Below are 14,108 nucleotides of genomic sequence, written 5' to 3'. Positions count from 1 at the left end.
GCAGTTGACCGTAGACAACAACTTGTCTCGCCCAGAATCAAATCCACGCCAGTCCGCAGCGTCACTGTGCTGCGACGTCAAATCATCGCGGCCTGCGGTCAAGCCGCGCATGCTGGCCAGGGGCATGATCGACACATCCTTTGTCCGTACCCGGAGCCGCCATGTACACCGGACACAATCAGCGCCTCGAACTCGAACGCCTGCACGCCCTAGCCAGCCTTGCCATCGCGGGCTACCCCAGCGCCTACAACGGGCAGTTAACACTGCTGTGCCTGTCGGAGAACGCGACCTATGCGCTCACCACGCCGGCCGGGCAGCGTTATGTACTGCGCCTGCACCGACCGAACTATCACGAGCACAGCGCTATCGCCAGCGAACTGGCCTGGCTCAGCGCCTTACAGGCAGACGGCCTGCAAGTGCCAGTGGCGATTGCCGGAGTGAATGGCGAATACATTCAGCAGGCTGGCGCTAACCCGGCAGAACGCCGCTGGGCGGTGCTGTTCGAGTGGATTGACGGCAGCGAACCCGACCCGCAGCAAGCGCTGGACGGGGCTTTCCAGCGCCTCGGCGCAATCAATGCGCGCCTGCACCGGCATGCACGAAACTGGCAGCGCCCTACGGGTTTCCAGCGCCTGACCTGGGATCACCAGAGCATGCTTGGGGCCAATGGCCACTGGGGGCGCTGGCAAGACGCGCCTTACCTGGACGGACCTGGCTGCGAGCTGATCAGCACAACCCTCGTCCAGGTTCAGCAGCGCATGCAGGCTTATGGCAAGGGGCCACAGCGCTTCGGTTTAATCCACGCCGACCTGCGCCTGGCCAACTTGCTGGTGGATGATCAACAAACGCGAGTGATCGACTTCGATGACTGCGGCTTTGGCTGGTACATGCATGATCTGGCGGCCGCCCTAAGCTTCCACGAACACCACACCGATGCCCCGCAGTGGATTGATAGCTGGTTACAGGGCTATGGGCGCATTGCCCAACCCGACCAGGCTGACCTACAGATACTGCCGACCCTGATCATCCAGCGCCGCCTGCAACTACTTGCCTGGACCGGCAGCCATCGCGGCACGCCAACAGTGGAAGGGCTGGGCAGCACCTGGGTCAGCTGGACCCTGCAACTGTGCCGCAGCTACTTGCAGGATCGCGGCGTGGGCAGCCACCTGAGCGCCTGAGCCTGACGCGCCGCTTCAGTGCATGCCCTAACGAATCCGCTCATAGTTGGGCAAGTCGCTATACAGCGCGCCGCTCTAGCAAGCCGGAACGTATGAAAAAACGCCTGGTACAAGAGTTGCAGCCCATTCCGAGTCAATGACTCAGGAGCGCCGCGTGAATAGCCCAGCACCCAGCACTGCCGGTGTACTTGCCAGCGCCGCCAGCGGCCTAATCGATTTTATCCTGCAGGAAGGCGGTGACGCCGAGCGCATCCTCGGCCATAGCGGTATCGACCCTGAACAGTTGAACACGCCCACCCTGCAACTCGACCTCAACCAGTACTGCACGGTGTTTGAAGTCGCGGCGCGGCAAACCGGCAACGATAATTTCGGCCTGCGCTTCGGCCAGCAATTCAAACCAGACTCTCTCGGCATGCTCGGCTACGTCGGCCTGTGCTCGGCCAATCTGGGGCAAGCGCTGCGCAACGTGGTACGCATGTTCCCCTATCACCAGCAAGGCAGCCTTCTGCATCTGATCGAGATGGGCGACTACTGCCGGTTGGACTATCAGGTGCAGCACGGCAGCGTTGCCCATAAGCGCCAGGATGCCGAACTGTCTCTAGGCATGTTCAACAACCTGATGCGCCAAGCCCTCGGCCCACATTGGGCACCCGAACAGGTGCTCTTCGAGCATGCCCAGCCTCAGGCGTGGCATGAGCACTGCAAAACCTTCGACGCCCCGGTGCTGTTCAACCAGCCGCGCAACGCCCTAGTATTTCCGCGTCGGTTGCTGGACAAACCCATGCCAGGGCGCGATCCAAAATTGCTGACGCTGATGCTCGAAGCCATGCCGAAGCTGAGCCGCCCGTTAGATGCCCAGAAATCCCTGCTCGATGACGTGAAGCATTTGCTACGCCAGCGACTGGGAGAAGATGACATCAGCCTGGAGGGCATTGCCGAGCAGTTGCGCCTGCCCGCCTGGACGCTACAGAGGCGTCTGGCAGATCAGGGCACCAGCTTCAGCAACCTGCTCGACCAGATACGCCGCGAGCTGGCCACGCACTACTTGCAGCGCGCTGACCTGGCGATTTCCGAACTGGCCCTGCAGCTCGGCTATTCGGAAATCAGCGCGTTTTCCCGCGCCTTCCGCCGCTGGTTTGCCATCAGCCCTCAGCAGTGGCGGCAAAACCAGGGCTCCAGGCAGCTGTAGTCTCAGTCGTCGCTGACCATAATGTTCGGCATCGCCTGTTGCGCGCCACCTTGGGCAATGCGTGCGCCGACGTTACGCGCGGTTTCCTGGTAGATCATCGCAATCTGGCTTTCCGGATCGGCAATAGTGGTTGGCTTGCCGCCATCGGACTGCATGCGAATAGCCATCGACAGCGGCAAGGAGGCCAGTAGATCAACGCCGAACTGCGCCGCTAGCTTCTCGCCGCCGCCTTCACCAAACAGATGTTCGGCATGCCCGCAGTTAGAGCAGATATGCACCGCCATGTTTTCCACCACGCCGAGCACCGGAATGTTCACCTTGCGGAACATCTCCACGCCCTTCTTGGCATCCAGCAGAGCCAAGTCCTGCGGAGTGGTGACGATCACCGCACCGGCCACCGGCACTTTCTGCGCCAAGGTCAGCTGAATATCACCGGTGCCTGGTGGCATATCGACCACTAGGTAATCCAGGTCATCCCAGGCAGTCTGCGTGATCAATTGCAGCAGCGCGCCAGAAACCATCGGCCCGCGCCAGACCACCGGGGTGTTCTCATCAGTGAGAAAGGCCATGGACATTACTTCCACGCCATGGGCCTTGAGCGGTACAAACCACTTCTGATCCTTAACCTGTGGCCGCGTGCCTTCTGGGATACCGAACATGATGCCTTGACTAGGGCCGTAGATATCCGCATCGAGAATGCCGACCTTGGCCCCTTCGCGAGCCAGCGCCAGCGCCAGGTTGGCCGCAGTAGTGGACTTGCCCACGCCGCCCTTACCGGACGCCACAGCAATTACGTTCTTCACATTGGCCAGCGCCGGCACTTGGTCCTGCGCCTTGTGCGCTTCGATCACGCAGTCGACCTGCACCTGCGCATGCTCAACGCCGTCGAGGTTTTCCAGGGCCATCTGCAGCATCTGCGCCCAGCCGCTCTTGAACAGCCCAGCGGCGTAGCCCAACTGTAGGCGCACCTTGACCTGACCACCCTGAATATCCACCTCACGCAAGCAACCGGCGCTAACCGGGTCCTGATTCAAATGCGGGTCGGTGTATTGGGACAAAGCGGCTTCGACCGCTGCGCGGGTAACGACACTCATGGACGGCTCCGAAAGGCTGAGTAAAGCAGGCGGGCATATTACCCCAGGCAGCCGACATAGGTGCGCACCGGCACGTGATCAAGCCGGCCAGGCTCAATCCGCAGCGCCTTAGCGCACGGCATTAGCCGCGCAAGGATGAAAAATATCCGCCGCACCTATATAGTTGCCGGCTTCCCTGAGTTACCAGTGCAGCCGATTCCCATGAGCCAAGCCCGCAAAATTCTTGTTACCAGCGCCCTGCCCTATGCCAACGGTTCGATTCACCTTGGCCATATGCTCGAGTACATCCAGACCGACATGTGGGTGCGCTTTCAGAAGTTGCGTGGCAACCAGGCCATCTATGTCTGCGCCGACGACGCGCACGGTTCGGCGATCATGTTGCGTGCCGAGAAGGAAGGCATCACCCCTGAACAACTGATCGCCAATGTACAGGCCGAGCACACCGCCGACTTTGCCGACTTCGGGGTCAACTTTGACAACTATCACTCGACCCACTCGGACGAGAACCGCGAACTGTCGGCGGCCATCTACCTGAAGCTGCGCGATGCCGGGCATATCGCCACGCGCTCGGTCACGCAGTACTTCGACCCTGAAAAGGGCATGTTCCTCGCCGACCGTTTCATCAAGGGCACCTGCCCGAAATGCGCGACCGAAGATCAGTACGGCGACAACTGTGAGAAATGCGGTGCCACCTACGAGCCAACCGAGCTGAAGAATCCGCGTTCGGCCATCTCCGGCGCGGTGCCGGTTCTGCGCGACTCCAAGCACTTCTTCTTCAAGCTGCCAGACTTCGAGGCCATGCTGAAAAGTTGGACCCGCAGTGGCGCATTGCAGGATGCGGTCGCCAACAAGATCGCCGAGTGGCTGGATTCCGGGCTGCAAGAGTGGGACATTTCTCGCGATGCGCCCTACTTCGGCTTCGAGATTCCCGACGAGCCAGGCAAGTATTTCTACGTCTGGCTGGATGCGCCTATCGGCTACATGGCCAGCTTCAAGAATCTCTGCGCACGCAGCCCAGAATTAGACTTCGACGAATTCTGGGGCAAGAACTCCAGCGCCGAGCTGTATCACTTTATCGGCAAAGACATCGTCAATTTCCACACCCTGTTCTGGCCAGCCATGCTCGAAGGTGCCGGCTACCGCAAACCAACCGCAGTCGCCGTGCACGGCTACCTGACTGTCAACGGGCAGAAGATGTCCAAGTCACGCGGCACCTTTATCAAGGCCCGCACCTACCTGGACCACCTGAACCCCGAGTACCTGCGCTACTACTATGCGGCCAAGCTGGGCCGTGGCGTGGATGACCTCGACCTCAACCTCGAAGACTTTGTCCAGAAGGTCAATTCCGATCTGGTTGGCAAAGTGGTCAACATCGCCAGCCGCTGCGCCGGCTTTATCCACAAAGGCAACAATGGTCTGCTCTTGGCGGGCAACATTGCCCCCGAGCTGACCGATGCCTTTACGGCGGCCACGCCTTCTATTGCTGAAGCCTATGAAGCACGTGATTTCGCCCGTGCCATGCGCGAAATCATGGCCCTGGCCGACCGCGCCAATGCCTGGATTGCCGACAAAGCCCCTTGGGCGCTGAATAAGCAGGAAGGTAAGGAAGCCGAGGTGCAGGCCATCTGCGCCCTGGGCGTGAACCTGTTCCGCCAGTTGGTGATTTTCTTGAAGCCGGTGCTGCCGCAACTGGCCAAAGACGCCGAAGCCTTCCTCAATGTCGCGCCACTGACCTGGGACGACCACCGCTACTTGCTTGCCGATCATCAGCTCAACCCATTCAGCGCCCTGCTAACCCGTATCGAACCAACGAAAGTCGACGCCATGATCGAAGCCTCTAAAGAAGACTTGGCAGCCAGCGAAGCCGCTCCGTCTGCCGCCGGCAACGGCGAGTTGACGAAAGAACCACTGGCTGCCGAGATCGCCTTTGATGCCTTTGCCGCCGTCGACCTGCGTATTGCCCTGATCGAAAAATGCGAGTTCGTCGAAGGTGCCGACAAACTGCTGCGCCTGACCCTGGATATCGGCGACGCCAAGCGCAATGTGTTCAGCGGCATCAAGAGCGCCTACCCAGACCCAAGCAAACTGGAAGGTCGCCTGACCCTCTACGTCGCCAACCTGGCCGCACGCAAGATGAAGTTCGGCGTCAGCGAAGGCATGGTGCTGGCTGCCGGCCCTGGCGGTGAAGAAATCTACCTGCTCAGCCCAGACAGCGGTGCCAAACCGGGTCAGCGGGTTAAATAACCCTGCGACCCAACAGCGCAGCCATTAGTTTTTCACTGCGCTAGGGTTATGGCAGTACCGCAGCAAAGCTGATCCAGCTTGTATGGCTGGGTCGGCTTACCGATAATAGCCACCCTTTTCCTGCGGCCTTTGCCCGTCCATCAATGGAACCTGCAATGACCGAACTTGCCTTGATCATGGTCAGCGCCATCCTGGTCAACAACTTCGTGTTGGTCCAGTTTCTCGGCCTGTGCCCGTTTATGGGCGTCTCGAAGAAAATCGAGACCGCCATCGGCCTGTCCCTGGCCACCACCTTCGTACTGACCTTGGCCGCCATGTGCAGCTATCTGGTGCAGCAGTACGTGCTCAAGCCGCTGGATATCGAATACCTGCGCACCATCAGTTTTATCCTGGTGATTGCAGTGGTGGTGCAGTTCACCGAGATGGTGGTGAACAAGACCAGTCCACTTCTGTACCGCGTGCTGGGCATCTTCCTACCGCTGATCACCACCAATTGCATCGTCCTAGGCGTAGCCCTGCTCAATGCCAACAAGGCCGAGTTCACCTTTATCACCGCCACCGCCAACGGCTTTGCCGCAGGCTTAGGCTTCTCTCTGGTGCTGGTGTTGTTCGCCGCCATGCGTGAGCGTATTGCCATTGCCGACGTACCCAAATCCTTCCAGGGCGCGGCCATCGGCATGATCACCGCGGGGTTGATGTCCCTGGCGTTTATGGGCTTTACCGGGCTGATCAAGCTATGAGTGTGGTGCTGATCGCCGTTCTCGCACTGCTCGCACTGTGCCTGGTGGCCGGCGCCATCCTTGGTTTTGCGGCCGTGCGCTTCAAGGTTGAAGGCAACCCGATTGCCGAACAGATCAACGCCCTGCTACCGCAAACCCAGTGCGGCCAGTGCGGCTATCCGGGCTGTAAACCCTACGCCGAGGCGATTGCCGGCGGCGACAAGATCAACAAATGCCCACCTGGCGGCGAATCAACCATCCAAGCGTTGGCGGACCTACTCGACGTTGAAGCCGAACCGCTGGACGCCGTGGAAGGCGAAAAGCCGCAGATGGTCGCCTACATCCGCGAAGCCGAGTGCATCGGCTGCACCAAGTGCATCCAGGCCTGCCCAGTGGACGCCATCGTCGGCGCGGCCAAGCAGATGCATACAGTGATCGCCAGCGAGTGCACCGGCTGTGACCTATGCGTAGAGCCCTGCCCAGTGGATTGCATCGACATGCTCGAAGTTGGCAGCAGCGTACAAAGCTGGAAATGGGAAAAACCCCTGGCCCCCGGCCAACTGATTGCCAGTGACCGGGAACACGCAGCATGAGCGCACTGCACAAGGCTGAAACACTGATCTGGGATATCCCCGGCGGCATTCACCCGGCCGAGCGCAAGGAGCTGTCCAACCGCACGCCGATCCAGTCGGCTCCGCTGCCCAAGCGCCTGACACTGCCGCTTAACCAGCATATCGGTGCACCAGCCGAACCGGTTGTCGCCGTCGGTGAGCGCGTGCTGAAAGGCCAGCTGATCGCCGCCGCCAATGGTTTTGTCAGCGTGCCAGTGCATGCGCCGACCTCTGGCACCATTAGCTTTATCGGCCCGCAGCCCTACCCGCATGTCTCCGGCATGCTCGCCCCGGCCGTTGTTCTCGACAGTGACGGGCTGGATGAATGGATCGATCTGACCCCACAGACTGATTATCGCCATCTGGAACACAGCGCCCTGATTGAGCTGATTCGCCAGGCAGGGATCAGCGGCCTCGGTGGGGCGGGCTTTCCCACGGCGGTCAAACTGAATGCGCGGCCCACGCAGAAAATCCACACGCTGATCATCAACGGTACCGAGTGCGAGCCCTACATCACCGCTGATGACATGCTGATGCGCGAGCGCGCCAACGAGTTGGTCTCCGGGATCGACATTCTGGTGCAGCTGATCCATCCAGATCAGGTGCTGATCGGCATCGAAGACAACAAGCCCGAAGCCATCGCCGCCGTTCGCGAGGCGCTAGCCGAGCGTAGCTATCAGTTGAAAGTGTTCCCGACCAAATACCCATCTGGCGGTGAAAAGCAGCTGATCCAAATCCTCACCGGCGTAGAAGTACCTAGCGGTGGCCTGCCGGCTGATATTGGCATGCTCTGCCAGAACGTCGGCACCTGCGTGGCCATCCATGACGCGGTGATCCACGGCAAACCGCTGATCTCGCGCATCACCACCCTCACCGGTGAAGCCTTGACCCAACCGATGAACGTCGAGGTGCTGCTCGGCACACCGGTAGGTGAACTGCTGGAGTTTGCCGGCCTCGACCGCAACAAGCTGAACCGACTGATCATGGGTGGCCCGATGATGGGCTTTACCCTGCCCGACTTCGCTGTGCCCGTGATCAAGACCACCAACTGCCTGCTGGCCTCGACTAGCGCCGAGCTGCCACCGCCACCGCCGGCCATGCCCTGCATCCGCTGCGGCGAATGCGCTGAAGCCTGCCCGGCCAGCCTGTTGCCACAGCAGCTGCACTTCTTCGCCATCGGTCAGGAGCATGAACAGCTCAAGGCGCACAACCTCTTCGACTGCATCGAATGCGGCGCCTGCGCCTACGTCTGCCCGTCGAGCATTCCCCTGGTGCAGTACTACCGCGCCGCCAAGGGCGAGATTCGCGACCTGGAGCAGAAGCAGCTCAAGGCCGAGCAGTCGAAACAGCGCTTCGAGCTGCGCCAGGAACGCCTGCGCCGCGCCGAAGAACAAAAGGAAGCCGACCGCCAGGCCCGCGCCGCCAAAGCAGCACAAGCCAAGGCCGCCCAAGCCCAAGCCCAAGCCCAAGCCACTCCAGCTAGCGGCAGCGATGCACCAGCCGGCAAACCTGCTGGGCTGAGCGATGAACAGAAGAAGCTCAAGATCGAAGCCAGCATGGCTCAGGTGGCGCTGAAAAAAGCTGAAAAACAGCTAGCCGCACACGCCACAGCGGAGCTGCAAGCACAGGTCGACGAACTGCGCAGCGCCGCAGCAGCCGCTCAACAGGCGCTAGAGAGTGCCATGGCCGCTAACCCGCCAGACCCTGTCGCGGCCCCAGCAGCCGACGATGCTGCGCTGAAAAAAGCCAAGATCGATGCCGCCATGCTGCGTGCTCAGGTACGCAAGCTGGAGAAACTCGAAGCACCTAGCGATGAGCAGCAAAGCGAACTGCAGCAACTGCGCAGCCAGCTTGAGGCGGCCGAGAAACTCCTGGCCAGTCTGGACGCTCAAGCACCAGCCCCCACCGCCAAACCAGCAGCCGACGATGGCACACTGAAAAAGGCCAAGATCGACGCCGCCATGTTGCGCGCTCAGGTACGCAAGCTGGAGAAAATCGAAGCACCTAGCGACGAGCAGCAGAGCGAACTGCAGCAACTGCGCAGCCAGCTGGACGCCGCCGAAAAACTGCTGGCCAGTCTGGAAGCCCAGGCTCCAGCCGCTCCCGCGAAAGCACCTGATGCAGACGCCCCCGATCAGCTAAAAAAAGCCAAGATCGAACTGGCGATGAAACGCGCCGAGCTGAAAAAGGCCGAGAAGGCCGACAGCGATGAAGCCACGCTTAGCAGCCTGCGCGAAGCATTGGCGGCCGCCGAGCAGGCGCTGCACCAGGCCGAGGAAGCATCCGGCAAGCCCGCACCCGTGCTGGTACGCACAGACAAGCAGCCGATCGACGAAACCACTCGCGCGTTAAAGACCGAAGTGGCCTTTGCCCGGGCCGATCTGCGCAAACTGGAGCGCGACGAGAGCAGCGCAGCGGATCAACTTGCCGCCGCCCGCCAACGCCTGGCAGATGCCGAAAGCCAATTACACAAGCACGCAGATAGCTAATGGCCACCCTGCGCAGCCAACCCCAGCAGCAACCGGAGCGCCAATGGCCCTGCCCCGCATAACCTCGCCCCACGCCAAGGGCAGCAATCGCACCCAGCAGGTGATGCAGCAGGTGTTGCTAGCCACCGTGCCGGGCATTCTCGCCCTGACCTGGCTATTTGGAGCTGGCACGCTGATCAATCTGCTATGGATCAGCGCCTGCGCATTGGGTTTTGAGGCGGCGATCCTGGCCCTGCGCAAACGTCCAGTCGTGTTTTTCCTCAAGGACTACAGCGTAGTGGTCACGGCTGTACTGCTCGCCCTGGCGCTGCCGCCCTACTCGCCCTGGTGGCTAACCCTGGTGGCAACCGGCTTTGCCGTGGTGCTCGGCAAGCAACTGTATGGCGGGCTTGGGCAGAACCCCTTCAACCCGGCCATGCTCGGCTATGTTGTGGTACTGATCTCCTTTCCCGTGGAGATGACCAGTTGGCCTGCCCCGCACACCGTGGGCCTGCTCGACGGCTTGCAGCAGATCTTCGGCATCGTCAACCTGCCCGACGGCTGGGCTCAAGCCACCGCCCTGGATGTGCTGAAAATCAACAAAAGCCTGACCATTGACGAGCTCTGGGCGCAAAACCCGGCGTTCGGCCGCCTTGGCGGCGCAGCCAGTGAAGCAGTCAACCTAGCCTTTCTGGCGGGCGGTTTGTATCTGCTGCACAAACGCCTGTTCACCTGGCACGCCCCCGTCGGCATGCTCGCTGCCCTGGGCGTAATGAGCTTGCTGTTCTGGAACGGTTCGGGCTCGGACTCTCACGGCTCGCCGCTGTTTCATATGCTCACTGGCGCGACCATGCTGGGTGCCTTCTTTATCGTCACTGACCCGGTCAGCGGCGCGACCAGCAACCTTGGCCGTTTGATTTTCGGCATAGGCGTCGGCGTTTTGGTCTATGTGATTCGCGCCTGGGGCGGCTACCCGGACGGCGTCGCGTTCGCCGTACTGCTGATGAACCTGGCCGCGCCCACCATCGACTATTACACGCGGCCGCGCACCTACGGCCACCGCAAGCCGACTCGCGGCTTCAAGTTGGGAGAGTGACCGTGGCCCTGCCTGAAATTAGCCGCTCGATGCTGAAAAACAGCCTGGTACTTGGGCTGTTCGCCATCGCCACCGTAGGCCTGGTTGCCGCACTGCACCAAGCCACTGCCGGGCGCATAGCCAATGCCGAGCGCGAAGCCCAAGTACGCGCTCTGAGCGAGATCCTGCCGCAGAGCAGCTACGACAACCACCTGCTCGACAACAGCCTCCAGCTGCACGACCCGCTGCTCGGCAGCAAATCGCCACAGACCGCCTATATCGCCCTGAAAGACGGTAAACCCAGCGCCGTGATCCTGCGTGCCACCGCGCCAGACGGATACAGCGGTGCGATCCATTTGCTGATCGGTATCCAGGCTGATGGTCGCCTGGCCGGTGTGCGCGTCCTCGGTCATCGGGAAACCCCAGGCCTGGGCGACAAGATCGAGCTGGCCAAGAGTGCCTGGATTCGCAACTTCGACGGCAAGTCGCTGAGCAACCCCAGCGAAGATGGCTGGGCAGTGAAGAAAGATCGTGGCGAATTTGATCAGTTTGCCGGCGCCACCATCACCCCGCGCGCGGTGGTCAAGGCTGTGCACAAGGCTTTGCAGTATTTCGATGCCAATCAAGAACAGCTGTTCGCAGCAGCCCAGGTGAAGTCCAATGGCTAGTCCCAGCTACCGCGAAATCACGCTTAACGGCCTGTGGAAAAACAACCCGGCCCTGGTGCAACTGCTCGGCCTCTGCCCGCTGCTGGGCGTAAGCAACTCGGCGGTCAATGCTCTTGGTTTGTCACTGGCCAGCGCCGTGGTGCTGATTTGTTCCGGTACAGCGGTTTCATTGGTACGCGGCGTGGTCAACACCGCCGTGCGCCTGCCGGCCTTTGTGATGATCATTGCCGCGCTGACCACCTGCATCGAACTGCTGATGCAGGCCTTTACCTATGAGCTGTACCAGATACTCGGCATCTTTATCCCGCTTATCACCACCAATTGCGTAATTCTCGGTCGGGCTGACGGTTTTGCTGCCAAGCACGACCCCGCCCGCGCCGCCTACGACGGCCTGATGATGGGGCTGGGCTTCGGCGTGGTACTGGTGATGATCGGCGCCCTGCGCGAGCTGCTTGGCACCGGCGCAGTGTTTGCCAATATGCACCTGCTGTTTGGCCCCAGCGCGGCTAGCTGGCAACTCACCCTGATCCACGATTACAAAGGCTTCCTCCTGGCCATCTTGCCGCCCGGTGCCTTTATCGTCCTAGGTCTGCTGATTGCCTGCAAAAACCGTGTAGACGAAGTGCTGGCCGAACGGGCCAAAGCGCAACAGGTCGAAGTGCCTGCACAAAGCCGCCGTGTGCGGGTGACCGGAGTGATCGAGTGAACGCCGCCAAGCGCTACGAGATCTTCCGCCGGCTGCACGAAGACAACCCGGAACCGAAGACCGAGCTGGCCTACAGCACTCCATTCGAGCTGCTGATTGCCGTCACGCTCTCGGCCCAAGCCACTGACGTCAGCGTCAACAAGGCCACCGCCAAACTCTACCCGGTAGCCAACACCCCGGAAGCCATCTACGCCTTGGGCGTCGAAGGTTTGAGCGAATACATCAAGACCATTGGCCTTTACAACAGCAAAGCCAAGAACGTCATAGAAACCTGCCGCCTGCTGATCGAACGCCACAACAGCCAAGTGCCAGAAACCCGCGAAGAGCTTGAAGCCTTGCCGGGCGTAGGCCGCAAAACCGCCAACGTGGTGCTCAACACAGCGTTTCGGCAACTGGCAATGGCAGTGGACACGCATATTTTCCGCGTCAGCAACCGCACCGGCATCGCTCCCGGCAAGAATGTCGTGGAAGTGGAAAACAAACTGATGAAGTTTGTGCCGAAAGAATTCCTGCTTGATTCACACCACTGGCTGATCCTGCACGGTCGCTATGTTTGCCAGGCGCGTAAGCCCCGTTGCGGCAGCTGCCGCATCGAAGACCTGTGCGAATACAAGCAAAAAACCTCTGACGATTGAGCCGCTATTCAGCCACTCAATGAGCTGATTGAAAAAATCTTTTTTACCCGCTCCGCTTTTGCCGCTATAAGGTGCGCAAATGGCCCCTGTAGCCTGGAGTGAGACAAATGAGCACTGATAAAGAAGATCTTGAGCTCGACGAAGATTTCGTAGCCGATGATGCTGATGAAGCCGAAGCGCCTGTTGAGGTAGCCAAAACCAACCTGACCAAACGCCGGATCATCGACAATTTCCTTGATGAACGACGCTTGCACAAGCAGCTGTCCGAATACGACTTCGACCTTTAAGCACACCAACAACAAAAAGCCCCGCAATTACGCGGGGCTTTTTGTTGTTTATGCACTTGTTAACAGCCCAGTCTATAGAGCCCCTAACACATGCTTGCAACTACACCGCGAGCGGTTCGCTGCGCGGCCAGGCATCGATCACAGCTTTGAACAAAGTGGCCAACGGGATAGCGAAAAACACCCCCCAAAAGCCCCACATCCCACCAAACAGCAATACCGCACAGATTATCGCTACCGGATGCAAATTGACCGCCTCAGAAAACAACAGCGGCACCAGTACGTTGCCATCCAGCGCCTGAATAATCCCGTAGACCACCATCAGGTAGATGAACTGGTCACCAAAGCCCCACTGGAACAAACCAATCAGCGCCACCGGCACCGTTACCACCACCGCGCCGATATACGGCACCACCACTGAAAGCCCAACCAGCAACGCTAAGAGGGCCGCATAGTTGAGACCAAGGTAGGCAAAAGCTATGTAGGTGACCACGCCGCAGATGATGATTTCGATCACTTTGCCGCGAATGTAGTTGGCAATTTGCTGATTCATCTCCTGCGCCACTTGGGTAATCAGCGCTCGCTCGCTCGGCAGGTAGCCACGAAACCAGCGGCCGATCAGCTCTCTATCTTTAAGAAAGAAAAACACCAGAATCGGTACCAACACCAGATAGATCATGATGCTTACCAGCATCGGCAAGCTGGACAGAGAAAAAGACAGAGCCCACTGACCAAAATTACCGACCTCGCCACGCACACCCTCGATCCACTGCAACACCTGCACATCACTGATCAACGTTGGATAACGCTCCGGCAGCAACAGAAACAGTGACTGCCACTCACCCAACATGCGCGGCAGCTCCTTGAACAAGGTGCTGAGTTGTTGCCAGAGCAGCGGCATCAGTACCAGCAGGAACAAACCCAGCATGCTCATAAACAGGGTAAAGACCAGCCACACCGCCAGCGTGTGCGGCAAACGTATACGCTCAAAAGCATTGACCAACCCCTGCATTAAAAACGCTAGCACCAAACCAGTGAGCACCGGCGCCAACATACCGCCCAACGTCAAAACAGCGGCGAAACTCACCACCAGCAGCAATGCCAACACCACCGCCTGTTCATCCGAGAAATAGCGATGTAACCAATTCTGTAACACCTTGAACATCGTGACTCCTACTTGAGCAACACAGCATTTATGCTGCCTTACAATCTGTGCATATAGCGCGAGCGGCCTGCA

The 14,108-nt window shown here is 59.8% G+C and carries 13 protein-coding genes; 11 read left to right on the top strand and 2 right to left on the bottom strand.

Translation table 11 applies throughout. The features are described 5' to 3' along the window. The first annotated feature begins 161 nt into the window (after positions 1–161). Together VCA57_RS13185 and VCA57_RS13180 are read left to right on the top strand one after the other, a co-directional pair. Positions 162–1,178 carry a phosphotransferase enzyme family protein gene (locus VCA57_RS13185; RefSeq protein WP_411185478.1) on the top strand — a complete coding sequence of 339 codons (1,017 nt, stop codon included), beginning with the start codon at positions 162–164 and terminating at the stop codon, positions 1,176–1,178. A gap of 154 nt (positions 1,179–1,332) precedes the next feature. Then, positions 1,333–2,367: an AraC family transcriptional regulator gene (locus VCA57_RS13180; protein WP_411185477.1), complete on the top strand. Its 1,035-nt coding sequence runs from the start codon at positions 1,333–1,335 to the stop codon at positions 2,365–2,367. A gap of 2 nt (positions 2,368–2,369) precedes the next feature. Here VCA57_RS13180 and apbC read toward each other — a convergent pair whose 3' ends face one another. After that, complete coding sequence (gene apbC, locus VCA57_RS13175) at positions 2,370–3,461, bottom strand: iron-sulfur cluster carrier protein ApbC (protein WP_411185476.1); 1,092 nt, start codon at positions 3,459–3,461, stop codon at positions 2,370–2,372. A 201-nt stretch (positions 3,462–3,662) separates the two neighbouring features. Between apbC and metG the strand changes: the two genes are divergently transcribed. From metG to VCA57_RS13130, 9 genes are all read left to right on the top strand, one after another. Beyond that, positions 3,663–5,705, top strand: coding sequence for a methionine--tRNA ligase (gene metG, locus VCA57_RS13170; protein WP_411185475.1), 2,043 nt, complete (start codon positions 3,663–3,665; stop codon positions 5,703–5,705). 155 nt (positions 5,706–5,860) lie between these two features. Continuing rightward, the gene (rsxA, locus tag VCA57_RS13165) at positions 5,861–6,445 is read left to right on the top strand and encodes an electron transport complex subunit RsxA (RefSeq protein ID WP_090252381.1); all 585 of its coding nucleotides are present in this window, start codon (positions 5,861–5,863) and stop codon (positions 6,443–6,445) included. After that, positions 6,442–7,017, top strand: a complete 576-nt coding sequence (gene rsxB / locus VCA57_RS13160) for an electron transport complex subunit RsxB (protein ID WP_411185474.1) — start codon at positions 6,442–6,444, stop codon at positions 7,015–7,017. Before rsxA ends, rsxB begins: the two co-directional genes overlap by 4 nt. Continuing rightward, positions 7,014–9,524 carry an electron transport complex subunit RsxC gene (gene rsxC / locus VCA57_RS13155; protein WP_411185473.1) on the top strand — a complete coding sequence of 837 codons (2,511 nt, stop codon included), beginning with the start codon at positions 7,014–7,016 and terminating at the stop codon, positions 9,522–9,524. Before rsxB ends, rsxC begins: the two co-directional genes overlap by 4 nt. Before the next feature lie 43 nt (positions 9,525–9,567). Further along, positions 9,568–10,599, top strand: a complete 1,032-nt coding sequence (locus tag VCA57_RS13150) for an RnfABCDGE type electron transport complex subunit D (RefSeq protein WP_411185472.1) — start codon at positions 9,568–9,570, stop codon at positions 10,597–10,599. Between the two features lie 29 nt (positions 10,600–10,628). Beyond that, positions 10,629–11,246, top strand: a complete 618-nt coding sequence (gene rsxG, locus VCA57_RS13145) for an electron transport complex subunit RsxG (RefSeq protein WP_397494020.1) — start codon at positions 10,629–10,631, stop codon at positions 11,244–11,246. Next, positions 11,239–11,952 (top strand): electron transport complex subunit E, encoded by a 714-nt coding sequence (locus VCA57_RS13140; RefSeq protein ID WP_411181793.1) that lies wholly within the window; start codon positions 11,239–11,241, stop codon positions 11,950–11,952. Before rsxG ends, VCA57_RS13140 begins: the two co-directional genes overlap by 8 nt. After that, positions 11,949–12,587 (top strand): endonuclease III, encoded by a 639-nt coding sequence (gene nth, locus VCA57_RS13135; RefSeq protein ID WP_411185471.1) that lies wholly within the window; start codon positions 11,949–11,951, stop codon positions 12,585–12,587. Before VCA57_RS13140 ends, nth begins: the two co-directional genes overlap by 4 nt. A gap of 107 nt (positions 12,588–12,694) precedes the next feature. Beyond that, complete coding sequence (locus tag VCA57_RS13130) at positions 12,695–12,874, top strand: PA3496 family putative envelope integrity protein (protein ID WP_411185470.1); 180 nt, start codon at positions 12,695–12,697, stop codon at positions 12,872–12,874. A gap of 100 nt (positions 12,875–12,974) precedes the next feature. Here VCA57_RS13130 and VCA57_RS13125 read toward each other — a convergent pair whose 3' ends face one another. Further along, positions 12,975–14,036: an AI-2E family transporter gene (locus VCA57_RS13125; protein WP_411185469.1), complete on the bottom strand. Its 1,062-nt coding sequence runs from the start codon at positions 14,034–14,036 to the stop codon at positions 12,975–12,977. Positions 14,037–14,108 lie beyond the last annotated feature (72 nt).

Origin of the sequence: Pseudomonas sp. (genome assembly GCF_046581935.1) — a bacterium.
Classification (GTDB): Bacteria; Pseudomonadota; Gammaproteobacteria; order Pseudomonadales; family Pseudomonadaceae; genus Aquipseudomonas.
This window is presented reverse-complemented; position numbering and strand designations above follow the sequence as displayed.

What these genes read in the sequence shown, in the direction of transcription:
- rsxB (WP_411185474.1), top strand. Translation starts at nt 6,442, where the DNA reads ATGAGTGTGGTGCTGATCGCCGTTCTCGCACTGCTCGCACTGTGCCTG.
- VCA57_RS13150 (WP_411185472.1), top strand. Translation starts at nt 9,568, where the DNA reads ATGGCCCTGCCCCGCATAACCTCGCCCCACGCCAAGGGCAGCAATCGC.
- rsxG (WP_397494020.1), top strand. Translation starts at nt 10,629, where the DNA reads ATGCTGAAAAACAGCCTGGTACTTGGGCTGTTCGCCATCGCCACCGTA.
- VCA57_RS13130 (WP_411185470.1), top strand. Translation starts at nt 12,695, where the DNA reads ATGAGCACTGATAAAGAAGATCTTGAGCTCGACGAAGATTTCGTAGCC.
- VCA57_RS13185 (WP_411185478.1), top strand. Translation starts at nt 162, where the DNA reads ATGTACACCGGACACAATCAGCGCCTCGAACTCGAACGCCTGCACGCC.
- apbC (WP_411185476.1), bottom strand. Translation starts at nt 3,461, where the DNA reads ATGAGTGTCGTTACCCGCGCAGCGGTCGAAGCCGCTTTGTCCCAATAC.
- VCA57_RS13140 (WP_411181793.1), top strand. Translation starts at nt 11,239, where the DNA reads ATGGCTAGTCCCAGCTACCGCGAAATCACGCTTAACGGCCTGTGGAAA.
- rsxC (WP_411185473.1), top strand. Translation starts at nt 7,014, where the DNA reads ATGAGCGCACTGCACAAGGCTGAAACACTGATCTGGGATATCCCCGGC.
- rsxA (WP_090252381.1), top strand. Translation starts at nt 5,861, where the DNA reads ATGACCGAACTTGCCTTGATCATGGTCAGCGCCATCCTGGTCAACAAC.
- VCA57_RS13125 (WP_411185469.1), bottom strand. Translation starts at nt 14,036, where the DNA reads ATGTTCAAGGTGTTACAGAATTGGTTACATCGCTATTTCTCGGATGAA.
- metG (WP_411185475.1), top strand. Translation starts at nt 3,663, where the DNA reads ATGAGCCAAGCCCGCAAAATTCTTGTTACCAGCGCCCTGCCCTATGCC.